Origin of the sequence: Planktothrix sp. FACHB-1365, assembly GCF_014697575.1 — a bacterium.
GTDB lineage: Bacteria > Cyanobacteriota > Cyanobacteriia > Cyanobacteriales > Microcoleaceae > Planktothrix.
Genome location: NZ_JACJSC010000016.1, coordinates 35178 through 54666, shown reverse-complemented (window position 1 = coordinate 54666; position 19489 = coordinate 35178). Strand labels below are relative to the sequence as shown.

General features: G+C 42.8%; 13 protein-coding genes. 6 read left to right on the top strand and 7 right to left on the bottom strand.

The annotated features are described in order from the left end of the window. Positions 1-56 precede the first annotated feature (56 nt). From H6G57_RS17365 to hoxE, 6 genes are all read right to left on the bottom strand, one after another. Positions 57-605 (bottom strand): oxidoreductase, encoded by a 549-nt coding sequence (locus tag H6G57_RS17365; RefSeq protein ID WP_190520745.1) that lies wholly within the window; start codon positions 603-605, stop codon positions 57-59. Further along, positions 593-1309, bottom strand: coding sequence for a bidirectional hydrogenase complex protein HoxU (gene hoxU, locus H6G57_RS17360; protein WP_190520744.1), 717 nt, complete (start codon positions 1307-1309; stop codon positions 593-595). Before hoxU ends, H6G57_RS17365 begins: the two co-directional genes overlap by 13 nt. A gap of 474 nt (positions 1310-1783) precedes the next feature. After that, positions 1784-3433, bottom strand: a complete 1650-nt coding sequence (hcp, locus tag H6G57_RS17355) for a hydroxylamine reductase (protein WP_190520743.1) — start codon at positions 3431-3433, stop codon at positions 1784-1786. A gap of 51 nt (positions 3434-3484) precedes the next feature. After that, a complete protein-coding gene (locus tag H6G57_RS17350) occupies positions 3485-3790 on the bottom strand; it encodes an antibiotic biosynthesis monooxygenase (RefSeq protein ID WP_190520742.1) in 306 nt (101 codons plus the stop codon). A 63-nt stretch (positions 3791-3853) separates the two neighbouring features. Beyond that, on the bottom strand, positions 3854-5470 hold the full coding sequence (locus tag H6G57_RS17345) for a NuoF family protein (protein WP_190520741.1): 1617 nt from the start codon (positions 5468-5470) through the stop codon (positions 3854-3856). Positions 5471-5546: 76 nt separating this feature from the next. Further along, positions 5547-6068 carry a bidirectional hydrogenase complex protein HoxE gene (gene hoxE / locus H6G57_RS17340; protein ID WP_190520739.1) on the bottom strand — a complete coding sequence of 174 codons (522 nt, stop codon included), beginning with the start codon at positions 6066-6068 and terminating at the stop codon, positions 5547-5549. 402 nt (positions 6069-6470) lie between these two features. On the opposite strand from hoxE, the gene H6G57_RS17335 reads away from it, so the two are divergent. The 4 genes from H6G57_RS17335 to hypD all read left to right on the top strand — a co-directional run bounded on the left by H6G57_RS17335 (position 6471) and on the right by hypD (position 13255). Next, complete coding sequence (locus tag H6G57_RS17335) at positions 6471-6704, top strand: HypC/HybG/HupF family hydrogenase formation chaperone (RefSeq protein ID WP_190520737.1); 234 nt, start codon at positions 6471-6473, stop codon at positions 6702-6704. Between the two features lie 350 nt (positions 6705-7054). Next, a complete protein-coding gene (gene nifJ / locus H6G57_RS17330; RefSeq protein WP_190520735.1) occupies positions 7055-10711 on the top strand; it encodes a pyruvate:ferredoxin (flavodoxin) oxidoreductase in 3657 nt (1218 codons plus the stop codon). Between the two features lie 266 nt (positions 10712-10977). Continuing rightward, complete coding sequence (locus H6G57_RS17325) at positions 10978-11988, top strand: dihydroorotate dehydrogenase-like protein (protein ID WP_190520733.1); 1011 nt, start codon at positions 10978-10980, stop codon at positions 11986-11988. A gap of 151 nt (positions 11989-12139) precedes the next feature. Next, positions 12140-13255, top strand: a complete 1116-nt coding sequence (hypD, locus tag H6G57_RS17320) for a hydrogenase formation protein HypD (protein ID WP_190520731.1) — start codon at positions 12140-12142, stop codon at positions 13253-13255. Between the two features lie 209 nt (positions 13256-13464). Here the strand turns inward: hypD and H6G57_RS17315 are convergent, their stop codons facing one another. Next, entirely contained in the window at positions 13465-14562 is a 1098-nt protein-coding gene (locus tag H6G57_RS17315) for an SDR family NAD(P)-dependent oxidoreductase (RefSeq protein WP_199314357.1), read from the bottom strand. Between the two features lie 165 nt (positions 14563-14727). On the opposite strand from H6G57_RS17315, the gene glmS reads away from it, so the two are divergent. Both glmS and H6G57_RS17305 read left to right on the top strand, forming a co-directional pair. Next, positions 14728-16656, top strand: coding sequence for a glutamine--fructose-6-phosphate transaminase (isomerizing) (gene glmS / locus H6G57_RS17310; protein ID WP_190520729.1), 1929 nt, complete (start codon positions 14728-14730; stop codon positions 16654-16656). Positions 16657-16785: 129 nt separating this feature from the next. Then, positions 16786-19440, top strand: coding sequence for a PAS domain-containing protein (locus H6G57_RS17305; protein WP_309235945.1), 2655 nt, complete (start codon positions 16786-16788; stop codon positions 19438-19440). Positions 19441-19489 lie beyond the last annotated feature (49 nt).

Sequence of the window (19489 nt, the reverse complement as noted above, 5' to 3'; positions counted from 1 at the left end):
ACCTCTGGAATTTGTATGGTAGGGGCGGGGTTCTCCCGCCCTTCTGCAAGAACAGGTTAACCGAATTTGATCATTTCTCGCCCAACCATTGCGGGTTTTTGTCCTTCTAAAAGAGGAGCAATGGCGGCTTTAATTCTATCCGCAGAGGGAGGACATCCGGGTAAAAAGATGTCAACATTAACTAATTCATGAACAGGGCGAACGCGGTCTAACAGTTCGGGTACAATTCCCGGTTCTTTAGGCAGTAGATTGCCTTTATCACTGAGTTCTAAATAACAGCGTTTTAACACAGGTTCCGTGCTGCCTAACATATTTCTCATCGCCGGAACGTTGGCAGTAACAGCACAATCTCCAAAGGAAATTAAAAGTTTTGTGCGTTTTCTGACTTGATGTAATAACTCTAAGTTTTCTTCGTTAGCAACGGCTCCTTCCACTAAACAAACATCAACATTTTCGGGATAATCTTTTAAGTCGCAACCGACGGGACTAAACACAACATCGACTTTTTCCGCGAGATCAAACAGCCATTCATCTAAGTCTAAAAACGACATATGGCAACCGGAACATCCCGCTAACCAAACCGTAGCAAATCTTATCTTGTCCATTGATGTTTTCCTCTTGCATCTGCTAAGAATTCAAGTTTTTCGCGATCGCGTTGCATTTCGGCGGTTGTTGTGCCTTTTCTAAAGATAGAACCCGTTGGACAAGCATCAACACATTTGCCACAGGATGTACAAGCATCCACTTCACCCCAAGGTTGATTTAACCCAGTAATAACTTTGGCTGCGGCTCCCCGATAGCCGACATCCCAGACGTGGGCTCCTTCAATTTCAGCGCAAACTCTGACACACCGAGTACACAGAATACAACGGTTATGATCGATGCCAAATTTAGGATGAGTGATGTCTACTTCTCGTTCAGGAAAACGATAGGGGAAACGGCTATGATCCATCCCTACTTCAATGGCAACATCCTGTAATTCGCAGTTTCCATTGGCAACACAAACCGCACAAACATGATTTCCTTCTGCAAATAATAGTTCTACGGTCATGCGCCGATATTCTTGCAGTTGGGGGCTAGTTGTCGAGACTTCCATCCCTTCGGAAACTTCTGTTACACAAGCAGGTAATAAACGATTAATGCCTTTAATTTCAACTAAGCATAACCGACAAGCACCGACATCAGAAACGCCTTCTAAATGACAAAGTTTCGGAATTCTCACTCCTGCTTCTTCAGCCGCTTTCAGAATTGATGTTCCTTGTTCTACAGCAACATCAATTCCATCAATGGTTAGGGTTTTTACAGACATATTTTTTGATCTCCTATAAGGTTTAAATATGAAATTTAATCCTTTAATTTTAAGAGGTATCGAGTTTCATTATAGCATTTTTTCTAATAATTTTCATAGATTTTTTGGAGTTTTATTTGTGTCAAGTTAAGGGTTGGTGGTGATCCCCCCTAACCCCCCTTAGTAAGGGGGGAACTGGATTTCAAACTTCTCCCTATTAAGGGGGGAACTGGATTTCAAACTTCTCCCTATTAAGGGGGGAACTGGATTTCAAACTTCTCCCTATTAAGGTGGGACTGGATTTCAAACTTCTCCCTATTAAGGTGGGACTGGATTTCAAAGTTTTCCTTTTTAAGGGGAAACTGGATTTCAAAGTTTTCCTTTTTAAGGGGAAACTGGATTTCAAAGTCCCCCTTTTTAAGGGGGATTTAGGGGGATCTGATCTCGGCTATAATCGGTATTTTTCAGCAATTGTTGACACTGATAAGGTCAACTTTAAGCTAAACAAGCTGCCAAATCTTCATCGGGAGTTGAAATCGGTTTAAGATGATAGGTTTCTGACAGTAATTTGAAGACATTGGGAGAAATAAAGGCGGGTAAGGTGGGGCCTAAACGGATGTCTTGAATGCCTAAATAAAGCAGCGTTAATAACACCGCAACGGCTTTTTGTTCATACCATGACAAAATCATTGATAGGGGTAATTCATTGACCCCAATATCAAAAGCTTGAGCTAACCCTAACGCAATTTGGATGGCAGAATAAGCATCGTTACATTGTCCCACATCCATCAACCGAGGAATGCTCCCAATTTCCCCTAATTGTTGATCAAAAAAGCGGAATTTTCCACAAGCTAAGGTCAGGACAACACAATCTTGCGGCACTTTTTCCACAAATTCTGTATAGTAACTCCGTCCCGGTTTTGCTCCATCACAACCTCCGACTAAAAAGAAGTGACGAATTTTTCCAGTTTTAACGGCATCAATGACATGATCTGCTACATTTAAAACGGCATTGTGAGCAAATCCAGTTTTGACTTCACGGGGCGTTTCATTATCAGAAAATCCGGGGAGTTCTAGGGCTTTTTGAATCACGGGAGAAAAGTCAGGAATACCATTTTCATCTGATGGTAAATAGTTTAACCCTGGATACCCTACAGGCCCAATGGTAAACAACTTTTCATCATAGGTTTCATGGGGTGGCATTAAACAATTGGTTGTCACCACAATAGACCCTGGAAACTTAGCGAAATCTTTAGTTTGATTCTGCCAAGCTGTCCCAAAATGTCCGTACAAATGGGGATATTTTTCTTTTAAAACCGGATATCCGTGGGCAGGTAAAAGTTCGCCATGAGTATAAACCGTAATCCCTGTATCTGCGGTTTGTTGTAACAACGCTTCCAACTGTTTAATATCATGTCCAGAGACTAAAATAGCCTTACCTTGACGATGATTTAAGGGAACCGTTGTTGGGGTTGGATGTCCATAATGTCCGGTATGTCCGGCATCTAATAATTCCATCGCCCGCAGGTTCAGTTCTCCGACTTTTAACGCTAAACCGACCCAAGCATTTAAGTCTAAATCTTGCTGATCTAAAGCAGCTAAGGCTTCATAGATGAACTGATAAATCTTTTCATCTTCTTGCCCTAATTCGTAGGCGTGGAAGGTGTAAGAGGCTAATCCTTTTAACCCGTAAATGGTCGTTAATTGCAGGGAATAAATGTCAATATTCCCACTGGCTTTTTGAATTAAATCTAAAGCAAACTGTTGTCCTTGTTCGGCTAAACTTTCTTCAAAATTTGGCTGATAAGAACAAATTTCTGGCCATTGAATGGGGGTTTGATTTTGGTTTTCAACGGCTTGTTTTAAAGTTTCTCGAAAGTGTAATGCTTCTTTGGCAGCGTCAGAAAATCGCTTCGTATTGAAGTTAACATTCGTCATCGTAGAAAAGATCGATTCACAGGTAAAACGATCCAGTTCCCGATTTGGAATTCCTAACTCATAGGCTTTTAAGGCAATGGGGGCAATACTCCGTAAGCAATACATTAATAAATCTTGGACTGCATTAACTTCAGGACTTTTACCACAAGCTCCCCATTGATGACACCCATTTCCACTCGCTGTTTGTTCGCATTGTTCGCAAAACATAATGAACTTACCCTCGTTTAAAGTGTGTGTTGTAATGGGTGAATTACAATCCTATAGAAGCGTTAAATCTTCTATCTCCTCGCAGACTTGATGGGATAATAACTGACTAACCGTTTGCATGATTTGAAAAGCTTGGGGATCGGGTGGATCACCTTGCCAAAATTGTTGCCAGTGTTCTAAAGTTTCCCATCGTGCGATCGCAATAAATTCCGATGAATGTTGGGCAGAACGCAGTAATAAACTACCTTTTGAACCTAAAACCTGATGTCGAATGGTTTCAGTCGCTTGTGTCCAAGCTTGAATAAATTCTGTTTGCTTTTCAGGTTGAACTTTCCAACGATAAATCACTCGAATCATCAGATTAATCACTCATCGAAACTAACGCCAATCTCAGAGCAAAACGATTTCCGTTATGTCAATTTAAGACACCGGAACTTGTTCGTTTTCTTCCGATTTCAATAAAGTCGTATATTCCTCTGGAAAATAGCGTAAGGTACTCAAAACTGGGTTCGGTGCGGTTTGTCCAAGTCCGCATAAACTGGTGGCTTTCACCATTTCCGACAACTGTTTCATTTTCTCAATATCTGCGGAAGTCGCTTGTTGATTGAGAATTTTTGTTAACATTTGATACAGTTGTACCGTTCCTGTGCGGCAGGGAACGCATTTTCCGCAGGTTTCCCCTCGACAGAATTCCATATAAAATTGGGCAACTTGCACCATGCTGGTGTCTTCGTCCATCACCACCATGCCTCCTGATCCCATCATCGATCCTAATTGGGCCAATGATTCGTAATCAACGGAAGTATCTAAATAATCGACGGGAATACAACCGCCCGATGGCCCTCCGGTTTGCACGGCTTTAACTTTGCCGCCCCCTGCAATACCGCCGCCCATCTCTTCGACAATTTCCCGTAGGCTAATGCCCATTGGTACTTCAATGAGTCCGGTATTACGAATTTTTCCGGTAAGGGAGAAAATTTTAGTCCCTTTACTCTTTTCTGTACCAATACTAGCAAACCAATTGGCGCCTTTTTTGAGAATGGGGGCAATATTGGCAAAGGTTTCGACGTTATTAATTAAGGTGGGACAACCCCATAAGCCAGAAACGGCAGGATAGGGGGGACGGGGGCGAGGTGTGCCACGTCCGCCATCAATGGAAGCAATCAGGGCCGTTTCTTCCCCACAAACAAAGGCTCCCGCCCCCACCCGGATATCAATGCGGAAATCAATGGCTGATCCAAAGATTTGACTGCCTATAAAGCCTTGACGTTTGGCTTGTTGGATGGCTTTTAGGAGACGGCTAATGGCGAGGGGATATTCAGCCCGCACATAAATATACCCTTGGGTTGCACCGACGGCATAACCTGCGATCGCCATCCCTTCTAAGATGCGGTGGGGATCACTTTCTAGCACACTCCGATCCATAAACGCACCGGGATCGCCTTCATCGGCGTTACAGATCACGTATTTCTGACTCGGAGGCATTTTGGCAACGGTGGCCCATTTCAACCCGGTTGGATATCCTGCGCCGCCTCTGCCCCGTAAACCTGATTTAGTAATTTCGGCAACGACATCGGCCGGACTCATTTCATAAAGGGCATGATATAACGCTTGATACCCGCCCACGGCAACATATTCGCCAATTTTTTCCGGGTCAATTTTACCGCTATTTTCCCGAACAATTAACAGTTGACGACTGAAAAACGGATGATGGCGATCGCCTTGGACGGGTTTGGCTTCTCCCCCATTAATGGCTTCAATAATAGAAGGCGCTTCTTCCGGGGTGACTTTTTCATATTGCAGTCCGACGGGTTCGACTTCCACCATTGGCCCCCGTCCACAGAAGCCCATACAACCCACACCGACCACTTGCACTTGCTCTTCAAGTCCAGCCGTTTTAACGGCCTGTTCCATTTCCGTTTTCACCCCCAAGGAGTTCGCCGCCACGCAACCCGTTGAGGTACAACAGTGAACCCGGATCGGCTTTTGAGCTTTTTGTTCCTTCTCGGCTAGTTCTAATAATTCGCTATATTCCATAATTGTTGGTTTCCTCTGCTCTGTATTGTGATTGTGGAACAGGCATCTTGCCTGTTAAAGCCTGTTAAAAACCTCTCTACTCCCATTCCGCAATGCGATCGCAAGCCACCTCTGGCGAAATTTGGGGAGCAACTTTACCATCAAAAACAACAGCCGGAGCAATACCACAGGCACCAATACAACGGGCGGTCATAATCGAAATTTGACCATCGGGGGTGGTTTCCCCGGCTTTAATTCCCGTTTTGGCTTCTAATGCGGTTAACACATCCCCACCGCCTTTGACGTAACAAGCGGTTCCCAAACAGACGACGCAGGTATGAGCACCATTGGGTTTGAGGGAGAATAAATGATAGAACGTGGCGACCCCATAGACATAACTCAGGGGCAGTTTTAAATGTCGAGCCACATAGATTAAAACTTCTTCTTCTAAATAGCCAAAAGATTCTTGCGCTTTGTGCAGCACTTCAATTAAAGCGTCCTGACGATATTGATTCCGTTTCATCGTCATATCGAGGACTTTAAATCGTTTATCGCCCCCTTTAGCAGTTTCAGCCTTGGGTTTATCGGCTTTTGCAGCAGTTACCGTAGAAAATTGCATAGTTCAGTTCTCTACTCATGATATGGATTGTTGCTGATTTTTAATGCCAGATCCGTTGCAAAAAGTTCTGTTCTGTTCAGCAAAATGATCACCAATTGAATAACGTTTGTGGACTTAGGGATTGTAGACTTTGTTAAGAGTTGGTTATACAACCCTTTTGTTGTTTATCTCGACGATTCTGGGTTTGACTCCAACTTCTATTCTCAATTGTAAGTCTACTTCCTACTTCTGGAAAAAAGTCTTAAAATAAAAAAAAGAATTAATCAGTGTGAGTTAATAATGGAACCATGAGATGGGGCTCACACCAAACAGAAGGAAAATCAGCCCCCCAGAACAGGTGTTGATTTCCTAACAAGCTCTCCTCTGTCCTTCAAGAAATTTAACAATAATATAGGTAAAGCAATGTGTTTAGCGATTCCCGGTCAATTGCTCAGTATTTCTGGCAATGATCCCTTAGAAAAAATTGGGAAAGTTAGCTTTGGCGGACTGGTCAAAGAAGTCAACCTAGCTTATGTTCCAGAGGTTCAAGTCGGTGATTATGTCATTGTTCATGTCGGTTTTGCCCTGAGTATTGTCGATGAACAAGCCGCACAACAAACCTTAACAGATTTACAACAAATGGTGACGATCAGTTAAAAAACATTAAGCAGTGATCCTATTTCTCCCTTTTTTATTAGATGATCTAAAATATAAATCTAGGGAGTAGACCGCAAAATCCTTAATCAAAATTTAAGGAAAGTTTAATCTTGACCAACATTTGACTCTGGGAAATTCCCAATTCAACAATTACTGGGGTAATGAGAGAAAGCTGAAGTAATTCTTAAGGAGAATTTTGTCCGTTTAACTACAGAATTAGAAAAATTACCAACTCAAACTAAACAGCAGAAGCATCAATTGAGTTAGGCGCGTGAATTGCCACCACAATTCTGTATTTAAGGTTTAACGGGCATTCAGATCAAAGTTTTATTGCTAGAGGAATTTTAGGAATGAATACAAAAAATTATGCAACCCTAGATGGTAACGAAGCCGTTGCCCGTGTTGCCTATCGTTTGAGTGAAGTGATCGCCATTTATCCGATCACGCCCTCCTCACCCATGGGAGAATGGGCCGATGCCTGGGCTTCTGTAGGTGATAAAAACCTCTGGGGAACCGTTCCGGCTGTTGTAGAAATGCAAAGCGAAGGGGGGGCAGCCGGAGCCATTCATGGAGCCTTACAAGCAGGTTCGTTAACCACCACCTTCACGGCCTCCCAAGGGTTAATGTTAATGCTCCCCAACCTCTACAAAATCGCGGGAGAGTTAACCTGTGCCGTGATCCAAGTGGCCGCTCGTTCCTTGGCCGCCCAAGGGTTATCGATTTTTGGGGATCACAGTGATGTCATGGCCGCCAGAGCCACGGGGTTCGCTCTCTTATGTTCGGCTTCGGTGCAAGAAGCCCAGGATATGGCCTTAATTGCCCAAGCGGCAACTTTAGAAGCACGGGTTCCGTTTATTCACTTTTTTGACGGATTTCGCACCTCTCATGAAGTTCAAAAAATTGATTTGTTAGATGAGAGTGTCATGCGAGACATGATCGATGATCAGTACGTTTATGAACATCGTAACCGGGCGTTAACCCCCGACCGTCCCGTGCTGCGAGGCACCGCCCAAAACCCGGATGTCTATTTCCAAGCCAGAGAAACCGTTAACCCGTTTTATAATAAAACCCCCGAAATTGTACAACGGGCAATGGATAAATTCGGAGAACTGACAGGACGGAATTATAAACTGTTTGAATATCACGGTGCACCGGATGCCGAAAAAGTGATTATTCTCATGGGTTCCGGTTGTGAAACCGTTCATGAAACCGTCGATTATTTGAACGCTCAAGGGGAAAAATTAGGCGTTTTAAAAGTTCGGTTATATCGTCCTTGGAAGGGAGAACAATTAGTTGCAGAACTGCCAGAAACCGTCAAAGCGATCGCGGTTTTAGATCGAACCAAAGAACCCGGTTCTAGTGGGGAACCTCTCTATTTAGATGTGGTTACGGCCGTTCAAGAAGTGATGTTAGGAGATAACGAGGATCTCAAAGCTAAAATTAAAAACCTTAAATCCTTAGTCGGCGGTCGTTATGGCTTATCTTCCAAAGAATTTAACCCGGCAATGGTTAAAGGCATTTTTGATAATTTAGCTGAAACTAAACCCAAAAATCACTTTACCATTGGCATTCATGATGATGTTAGCCAAACTTCGTTAGAATACGATCCCAACTTCTCCACAGAACCCGATAACGTTGTTCGGGCAATGTTCTATGGTTTGGGTGCAGATGGAACCGTTGGCGCGAATAAAAACTCGATTAAAATTATTGGGGAAGAAACCGATAATTATGCCCAAGGATATTTTGTTTATGACTCTAAAAAATCCGGTGCTGTTACCGTTTCTCACCTGCGGTTTGGGCCACAACCGATCCGGTCAATTTATTTAATTAGCCAAGCCAATTTTATCGGATGCCATCAATGGACATTTATTGAAAAATTAGACGTTCTTAAATGTGCAATGGACGGCACAACGTTCTTATTAAATAGTCCCTACGGCCCCGATGAAGTTTGGGAACATTTGCCCATAGAAATTCAAGAAACCATCGTCCGAAAAAATATCAAGCTGTATGTAATTAATGCCAACCAAGTCGCCCGTGAAAGTGGCATGGGCAACCGCATTAACACCATTATGCAGGTGTGTTTCTTTGCCTTAGCGAAAGTATTGCCACGGGAAGAAGCGATCTATCAAATTAAAAAAGCGATCGAAAAAACCTACGGGAAAAAAGGTGCAGAAATTGTTCGCTTAAACTTAAAAGCCGTTGACGATACCCTAGAACATCTTTATGAAGTAGAGACGCGCCATGGCACGTCTCTACTGCGTCGAGGTTTACCCGTTCCTGAAGCTGCCCCTGACTTTGTTAAAGAAGTTGAAGGCATGATGATCGCCGGACGAGGAGATGAACTACCTGTTAGTAAACTCCCCTGTGATGGTACTTATCCCACCGGAACCTCCAAATGGGAAAAACGCAATATTGCCCAAGATATCCCCGTTTGGGACGCCGATGTCTGTGTGCAGTGTGGCAAATGTATTATGGTTTGTCCCCATGCGGTTATTCGGGGTAAAGCTTATGATGCAGCAGTGTTAGAAAACGCGCCTGCAACCTTCAAATTTACCGACGTTAAAGATAAAGCCTTTGGCGGTGAAAAATTCACCATTCAAGTCGCTCCCGAAGATTGTACCGGATGTGGCGTGTGCGTGGATGTTTGTCCGGCTAAAAATAAATCCATGCCGTCCAAAAAAGCCATTAACATGGCCCCTCAGTTACCCCTACGGGAACAAGAAGCGGAAAATTGGGATTTCTTCCTCAGTATTCCCAACCCGGATCGGTTAAAATTACGGCCAGACATGATTCGTCAACAACAATGGCAAGAACCCTTATTTGAGTTCTCCGGCGCTTGTGGCGGTTGTGGTGAAACACCCTATGTCAAGTTAGTAACTCAGTTATTTGGCGATCGCATGATGGTTGCTAACGCCACCGGATGTTCCTCCATTTATGGCGGTAACTTACCGACAACGCCTTGGACACAAAACGCCGACGGACGTGGCCCCGCTTGGGCAAATAGTTTATTTGAAGATAACGCCGAATTTGGCTTAGGCTTCCGTATGTCCATCGACAAACACACTGGGTTTGCCTTGGAACTGTTACAAAAACTCGGTGGTGAAGTTGGGGATAATCTAGTTAGCCAAATTCTCAATAATTCTCAAAAATCAGAAGCGGATATTTGGGAACAACGGCAACTTGTTACTGAACTTAAACAAAAATTACAGGGAAATCATTCCCCCGATGCTCAACAATTATTGAGTTTAGCGGATTATTTAGTTAAAAAATCCGTTTGGATTATTGGGGGAGATGGTTGGGCCTATGATATTGGTTACGGTGGCTTAGATCATGTCATCGCCAGTGGTCGCAACGTCAATATTTTAGTGTTGGATACAGAGGTTTATTCCAACACGGGGGGACAGTCCTCGAAAGCGACTCCACGCGGCGCCGTTGCCAAGTTTGCCGCCGGGGGTAAACCGTCACCCAAGAAAGACTTAGGCTTAATTGCCATGACCTACGGTAACGTTTATGTAGCGAGTGTGGCGATGGGCGCACGGGATGAACATACCCTCAAAGCCTTCTTAGAAGCGGAAGCCTATGACGGGCCATCGATTATTATTGCCTATTCTCACTGTATTGCTCACGGGATTAATATGGCAACGGGAATGAGCCATCAAAAAGAAGTGGTGGAAAGCGGTCGTTGGTTGCTGTATCGTTATAACCCCGACTTGAAAGAACAAGGCAAAAACCCGTTAATTTTAGATTCTAAATCACCGAAGAAAACCGTTGAACCTTCGATGTATGCGGAGAACCGTTTCAAAATGCTGACCAAGAGCAAACCAGCAGACGCCAAACGGTTATTACAAGAAGCCCAACAAGACGTTAGTACCCGTTGGAAACTGTATGAATACATGGCCGCTCGTTCTTTAGAAACTAAGGAGCATAACGGGCATTCTAACGGTCATTCAGAGGCAAAATCGACCCCACCCTCTGAAACAAAACCCCCTGAAACAACCCCTGTATAAACTAGAAACCGGGTTTCTCACTAACTGTTAGTTATCATCACAATCTAGGAAAAGAAACCCGGTTTCTCACTAACTGTTAGATCCCCCCTAGCCCCTTAAAAAGGGGGGAACCGGATGTTAAAAGTTTCCCTTAAAAAGGTGCAAACCGGATGTTAAAAGTTTCCCTTTTTGAGGAGAAATATAGATCTTCAAAGTCCCCCTTTTTAAGGGGGATTTAGGGGGATCTCCTCCAGAAAAAATCATCTAAAACCGAGGACGAAAAAACAATGGATTTATCAACAACATATCTCGGCTTAAATTTACGGACTCCCATCGTTCCTTCTGCGGCGGCACCCCTTTCAGAAGATATTGATAATGTTAAGCGCCTAGAAGATGCTGGGGCGGCGGCGGTGGTTTTACATTCCTTATTTGAGGAACAATTACTCCGAGAAAAATTTGAACTGCACCATCATTTAGAATATGGAACCAATAGCTTTGCAGAAGCCTTAAGTTATTTTCCAGAACCCGATGAATATCACGTCGGGCCAGAACTGTATTTAGAACATATTCGCCAAGCCAAAGAATGCACGAATATTCCGATTATTGCGAGTTTAAACGGCTTTTCTTCTGGAGGTTGGGTGGAATATGCTCAATTGATGCAACAAGCGGGGGCTGATGCAATTGAATTAAACGTTTATTATGTTCCTACAGACTTTGATTTAACCGGAGAACAAGTCGAGCAAAACTATCTGAATACTTTGCGAGAAGTTAAAGCAGAAGTTAGTATTCCTGTTGCGTTAAAAGTTAGCCCTTATTTTAGCAATATGGCGAATATGGCTAAACAATTTTGCGATGCTGGGGCTGATGGTTTAGTGTTATTTAATCGTTTCCTACAACCTGATATTAACCCAGAGGAATTAATTGTTGAACCGGGTTCGGTTTTAAGCAGTCCCCATGATATGCGTTTACCCATGCGTTGGATTGCAATTTTATATGGTCGAATTAACGCTGATTTAGCTTGTAGTAGTGGCGTTCAACGAGGTCATGATGCCATTAAAATGTTAATGGCTGGTGCAAAAGTGACTCAAGTTTGTTCTGCATTACTTCGACATGGGTTTAATTATATTAAAGTCATGGAAGATGAAATGAAACACTGGATGGAAGAACACGAATATGAGTCCGTGAAACAAATGCAGGGTTCTATGTCTCAACTCCATTGTGATGATGAATCTGCCTACGAACGCGCTCAATACATGAAAACAATTACCTCTTATAAACTGGGTCATAGTTTAGTTTAGTGTTAAAGAAGGAATAGGGAAGAGAGAAGTGGAACAGGCATCTTGCCTGTTTCCTATTTCCTATCCATTTCCCCCATTGCTCATTAGTAGCAAATATTTAAAAATGTCATTATAATATAGTTATAATTCAGCCATTTATTATAAAAATATTATGAAATTTGTTGATGAATATCGGGATGCTAAATTAGCTCAGGATTATGCAAAAGCGATCGCATCTATAACCACAAAACCCTGGACAATTATGGAAATTTGTGGCGGACAAACCCACTCCATTGTTAAATATGGAATTGATGAGTTATTACCCTCAGCAATTACCTTAATTCATGGCCCTGGTTGTCCCGTTTGTGTGACGGATATTAATATTATTGATCAAGCCATTGCTCTCGCTTCTTTACCTAATATTATTCTCTGTTCCTTTGGCGATATGTTACGGGTTCCAGGGAGTGAAAAAGACCTCTTAAGTATTAAAGCAACCGGGGCAGATGTTAGAATCGTTTATAACCCCTTAGACTGTTTAAAAATTGCCCAACAAAACCCGACAAAACAGGTAATTTTCTTCGCCGTTGGTTTTGAAACCACCGCCCCAACAACCGCAATGGCAGTTTATCAAGCGTATCAACAAAACATTAAGAATTTCTCCCTGTTAGTTTCCCATGTGCTTGTTCCTCCAGCGATGGAAGCTATTTTATCCAGTCCTAATTGTCAAGTTCAAGGGTTCTTAGCGGCGGGTCATGTTTGCACCATTATGGGATATACCGAATATGAACCTATTGTTGAAAAATATCAAATTCCTATTGTAGTAACAGGGTTTGAACCTGTTGATATTTTACAAGGGATTTATTTCTGTATTCAACAGTTAGAAAACGGTGAATATAAACTCGAAAATCAATATAATCGTTCCGTGCGTCGAGAAGGAAATGAAACCGCTAAAACCATTATTCAGGAAATCTTTGAAATTGTCCCCCGTCAATGGCGAGGTTTGGGAGAAATTTCCCAAAGTGGGTTAGGAATTAAACAGAAATATATTAATTTTGATGCTCAAAAACGATTTAATTCGCAACAATTAACTCCCGTTTCTTCTCCCTGTAGTGAGTGTATTAGTGGAGAAATTTTACAAGGCATTAAAAAACCCCATCAATGTTCTGCTTTTGGAACCCGTTGCACTCCTGAACATCCGTTAGGGGCGCCGATGGTTTCTTCTGAAGGTGCTTGTGCGGCTTATTATCGCTATCGTCAACAACACAATAAAATTGCAGTTACTTTATAAATTGGGTTGTTGTAAGCCGTTAATTCTGATATGAAATCCTTAAATTAATACTAGAGGGAAAAGGGAACAGAGGGGACAATAAAATAGGAAATAGGAGATATTCAAAAGTGATGAGTTACCCCATTTATTATTGATAGCAAATGCTTAAGGATTTCATATTATATAATTTTGGTAGCTAGGCTATTACACTCCGTCGAAATCTCTTCTCTTTAGTAAGCCGTCCAACCTCCATCCGTTGCATAAGTACAACCCGTTAAATTAGAAGCATCTGGAGACAAAAGAAACAGAATAATTGCCCCTTGTTCCCAAACCGTAGCCGAACGATTTTTAGAATCAACAGCAGACAAAATGCTCTGGAGTTTGAGTCCACCCATAGAGCTACCCTCTCCAGATTTTTTGCTGGCTTGCACAAATTCACCCGCTCTGGCTACCATTGGTGTATCTGTGGCCGCCATATTAACTGAGTTGATACGAATCCCGTAAGGGGCATAATCTAGGGCTGCATTTCGCGTTAAACCTGTAACTCCGTGTTTACTCGCAACATAGGCTGGATTTCCGGCTAATCCGGTTAAGCCTGCGATTGAACCAATATTAACAATAGCTCCCCCTTTACCTTGTTCTACCATCTGTCGCAATTCTGAGCGCATCGACTTAAATACACCCGTTGTATTCGTTGCTACCACAGCATCCCAATATTCATCAGTAGCCAGATGAATTGAATTAGGCAATAAATTGCGTTGACCTTCAAAATTCAGGGGTTGAGCCGGATCTCCTCCATCCATGACTCCCGCCGCATTCAGCGCCAAATTGATACCGCCAAAGACGTTCACCGCTTCTGTTACCATACGATCGCACAATGCTGTTTCTACAACATTCCCAACAATTGCGATCGCATTATGTCCTTCCCCTTTAATCTTGCTAATGGTCTGATTGAGTTCTTTTTCCTTGCGGTCAACTCCCACCACATTAGCACCCTCACGGGCGGCTCTAATGGCCGTAGCCGATCCTATTCCCGTCGCCGCACCTGTAATTAAAATTGTTTTTCCTTGAAATCGATTGGGAATAAAATAGTCAGGATTAGTGGGCTGAATATCCATCGTTTTTACCTCACTTTTAATTGAATTGCTTGCAGAATAAACATCGGTATTTGGGGCAGATTCAGCTTCCCCTGTTACACTTGAAAGCATCAGTGTTGTCACAAAAGAGCCAGTCCCTAACACAAAAAACTGACGACGTGACAACATATATTGCATGACTTCCCGTACCCCTGGATTATCAGGATTGAGAGGTTGAAAATTTGGCTCCACTGGATTTCCCTAATGTCTGCGTCGTCAATATAGTACCAGGACTGACGCACTGGAACTCAATAGGGTGAAATGGTGGGTTACGTTCTATAGCTTCTTGATCGGCCACCGGAATAGAATAGTTCCCAATTGTAAGATCAAGGCAATTAAAGTAGGAGTTGTGAAGTTATGTGTGGAATTGTAGGTTATATTGGAACTCAAGTCGCCAGTGAGATTTTAATCGCAGGATTAGAAAAACTGGAGTATCGGGGTTATGATTCTGCGGGTTTAGCGACGATTTGGGAAGGAAATATCCATTCTGTCCGCGCCAAAGGAAAACTCTATAATCTGCGGGAAAAATTAGCCCAGATTGAAATGCCTTCTAGTATTGGTATTGGTCATACACGCTGGGCGACCCATGGCAAACCCGAAGAACGAAACGCCCATCCTCACCTGGATCATAAAGGACGAGTGGCGGTAGTTCAGAATGGAATTGTCGAAAATTATCGAGAATTACGAGAAGAATTAAAAGCTAAAGGCTATGAGTTTAAATCGGATACGGATACAGAAGTAATCCCTCATTTAATTGCTGATATTTTAACAGCTAAAAATTCAGAAAAAATCACTTTTTTAGATGCTGTTATTAAAGCGGTTAATCGTTTAGAAGGAGCCTTTGCCATTGCCGTTTTATGTGCAGATTATCCTAATGAATTAATTGTTGCCCGTCAACAAGCTCCCTTATCCATTGGGTTAGGTCAAGGGGAATTTTTCTGTGCCTCCGATACTCCCGCTTTAGTTCCTTATACCCAAGCCGTTTTAAGTTTAGAAAATGGTGAAATTGCTCGTTTAACCCATTTGGGTGTGGAAATTTATACGTTTGCTGGAGAACGTTTGCATAAAGTTCCTCGGATTCTCAATTGGAGTCCTACTTTAGTTGAAAAGCACGTTTTCAAACATTTCATGCTCAAAGAAATCCATGAACAACCCGGAGTTGTTCGGGATTGTTTACAAGCTTATTTAGATCAGGAATGGGAAGGAGATCTTGAAAAAACCTTAGAAAAATCCGCTAAAAAATCTTCTGAGAAAAAAACACCCTCACCCATCCATTTAAGTATTCCTTCTAGCTGGTATCAAGATTTAGAACAAATTGAAATTTTAGCCTGTGGAACCAGTTGGCACGCCAGTTTAGTTGGTAAATATTTACTAGAACAATTAGCAGGTATTCCTACTATTGTACAATATGCTTCAGAAGCGCGTTATGCACCCACTCCCCTCAGACCAAATACAATCACCATTGGGGTTACACAGTCAGGAGAAACGGCTGATACCCTAGCTTCTCTAGCGATGGAACAGCATCGGCGAGTTAATGCGCGCCCTGAATACGCAGCAAAACTATTAGGAATTACAAACCGTCCCGAAAGTTCTTTAGCTCAATTAGTTCCCCATATTATTGATACCAGAGCCGGAATAGAAATTGGGGTAGCAGCGACAAAAACCTTTATGGCTCAATTAATCGCCTTTTATTTATTAGCCTTAGATATAGCTTGGCATCGTCAAACGTTACCGCAATCTCGGTTGTTAGAAATTCTCAAAGATTTGCGACAAATTCCGGCTCAAATGGAACAGTTACTACAGGATCAAGAAAAACATATTGAGGAGTTAGCCCATGATTTTAATGAAACTCATGATTTTATCTTTTTAGGGCGAGGAATTAATTTTCCGATCGCGTTAGAAGGGGCGTTAAAATTAAAGGAAATTAGTTATATTCATGCTGAAGGATATCCCGCCGGAGAAATGAAACATGGCCCCATTGCTTTATTAGATGAAAAAGTGCCCGTTGTAGCGATCGCAATGCCCGGAAGTGTCTATGAAAAAGTCATTTCTAATGCTCAAGAAGCCAAGGCACGAGATGCTCGTTTAATTGGGGTAATGCCCAAAGAAGAACCGGAAGCGAAGGAAACCTTTAATGATGTTTTAGGGGTTCCTTGTGTTGATGAAATATTATCCCCGATTTTAACCGTAATTCCCCTGCAATTATTAGCTTATCATATTGCAGCACGGCGAGGATTAGATGTGGATCAACCTCGAAATTTAGCCAAGTCTGTAACTGTAGAATAATATTGATCGTAGGGGCGAGGGAACCTCGCCCCGAACTGGAAATCACAGTATTTTTTGGGATTAATAATTGGGCTGACTATTTTATACAATTCATATAGTTGACAAATGACGCAGGGGGTAAAAGATAGAGTGATCAAATTTTATCAACGATTTTTACCCTATGCCGTTGCTGTTGGCTCGACTGCGATCGCCTTACTTCTAACCCTCAACCTTGAGACGTTTCTAACTCAATCGGTGAGTGTGTTTTTCTTTGTTGCCATCACCGTTTCCACTTGGTATGGTGGACTAAAGCCTGGATTAGTGGCAATTTTCCTCTCAACACTGGCAGTCAATATCTTTTTTGTTCCACCTCTGGGGCAATTCACAACACTCACGATCAGTGATTTCATTCGACTGGCAAGCTTTAGCCTCGTTGCAGTTGTGATTCATCTGTTGAGCCACAGTCTGAAAAACAGCAAGCGCAGGATTGAGCAACTGAGTCAACAACTTTTAGAGAAAAGTGCCGAACAACTCCGAATGGTGCTATCTGCGGCTCAAATGGGGCTGTGGGACTGGAATATCTTAACGGGCGAAATTTATTGGTCGCCAGAACATGAACGGTTATTGGGCTTGACGGTTGGAACCTTTGATGGGCGATACGAAACCTTTAAGGCTTGTCTCCATCCACAGGATCATGAGAAATTCAATCAGGTGATAGAGCGTTCTTTAAAAGAACGGGTTCCCCATCAACATGAATATCGTGTCATTTGGCCCGATGGCAGCATTCACTGGATTGAGGGACGAGGACAAGGATTTTATGATGAATCTGGGCAGCCTGTCCGCATGACGGGAACCGTGATGGCAATTGATGAGCGTAAGCAAATCAATACTGAACTCGAAGCACGGGTAGCGGAGCGAACAACAGAACTCTCTGAGGTAAATCAACACCTAGAGGAAGCATTAACAGCCTTACAAGGGAGCGAAGAACGCCGCCGACTCGCTTTAGATTTAACTCATATCGGTTTTTGGGATTTTCACCTCCCTAGCGGAAAACTGATCTGGAATGATAATCTGTTCACGCTACACGGTTTAGTCCCCGATAGCATTGAGCCCAGCTATGAACTTAGCCGCAGTATCGTTCATCCTGATGATGTAGATTGGGTTGAACAACAGTTTTTAGAATCGATTAAAAATCATACGGATTTCTCTATTGAATATCGACTGATTCATCCTGATGGTTCTGTTCATTGGGTAATGCCGCGTGGTAAAGCCATCTACAATGAATCGGGGCAACCTGTGCGATCACTCGGCGTATTGTTAGATATTGGCGATCGCAAACGGGATCAACAAATGCTAGATCTTCAGGCTGTCATCACTCGCAATATGGCAGAAAGCATTTGCTTAATCAAAGTCGATAATCAGGTCATTGTCTATGCCAATCCTAAATTTGAGCAGATGTTTGGCTATGAGACGGGTGAACTCAACGGTCAGTCCGTTTCCATTGTTAACTATGCAACGGAAGAGGTAACGGCTGAAGATGTTACTGAAGTGATTATTTCTGCTATTTTACAAAACGGTGAAGCGACTTATGAAGTTCATAATATTAAGAAAGATGGAACTCCATTTTGGTGTAGGGCAACAGCTTCTGTATTTAAGCATTCTGAATATGGCGATGTGCTGGTCGTTGTTCAACAAGACATCACCATAGCTAAACACCTCGAAGCAGTTCGCCAGCAAGCCGAAAAAGAACTCCGGCAAAGTGAGGCTAATTTCCGTTCTCTGAGTGAGTCTTCGCCTATCGGCATTTTTATGACCGATATTCACGGACAATGTATTTATACCAATCCACGCTATCAACTGATTTGTGACTGCACCTTTGATGAGGCGTTGAGAGCGGGTTGGGTCAAGTTTCTCCATCCTGAAGACCGAGAGACAGTTACGACTGAGTGGTCAAAAGCAGTGTCCCAAGGGCAGGAATTTTCGGGTAAAGTTCGTTATGTCCACAAAGATGGCATCATTCGTTTTACCCAAGTGCGGTCAGCGCCGATTTTGTCGGTTTCCAATGAATTAATGGGCTATGTGGGCACAGTAGAGGATATCACTGAACGTCAAGCCATTGAACAAATGAAAAGCGAGTTTATCTCCATTGTCAGTCATGAATTGCGAACACCCCTGGCTTCAATTCGGGGTTCTCTGGGGTTACTGGCTGCGGGAGTCTTCAACAACCAGCCAGATGCGACTCAACAAATGTTAGATATCGCCGTTCACGATACAGAACGTTTAGTCCGTTTGGTCAATGATATTCTGGATTTAGAGCGACTTGAGGCACAGAAAGTTAAACTAAATCAGCAGTGGTGTGATACAGGAGTGCTTCTGCAACAATGTGTGGAAACCCTGCAACCTTTAGCTGTAGAAAATCAGATCATGCTATCTATTGAACCGACTTCTGTTCAGGTTTTTGTGGATCGAGATCGGATAATTCAAACCCTTGTTAATTTAGTTAGTAATGCGATTAAATTTTCGCCTGCCAAGGCAACCGTTACGCTCAGGGTTCAAGACCAAGCGGATCAAGTTTTATTTCAAATTCAAGATCAAGGGCGTGGTATTCCAGCAGATAAATTAGAAACGATTTTTGGACGCTTTCAACAAGTCGATGCTTCGGGCTCCCGACAAAAGCGAGGAACAGGTTTAGGTTTGGCAATCTGTAAAAGCATCGTACAACAACACGGAGGCAGAATTTGGGTAGAAAGTGTTGTGGGAGCGGGCAGTAATTTTTATTTCACTTTGCCAAAACACCTTGATTAACTATGAAATCAATGTTATAGCAGTCGCTAAGGTAGTTAGGACATAGACT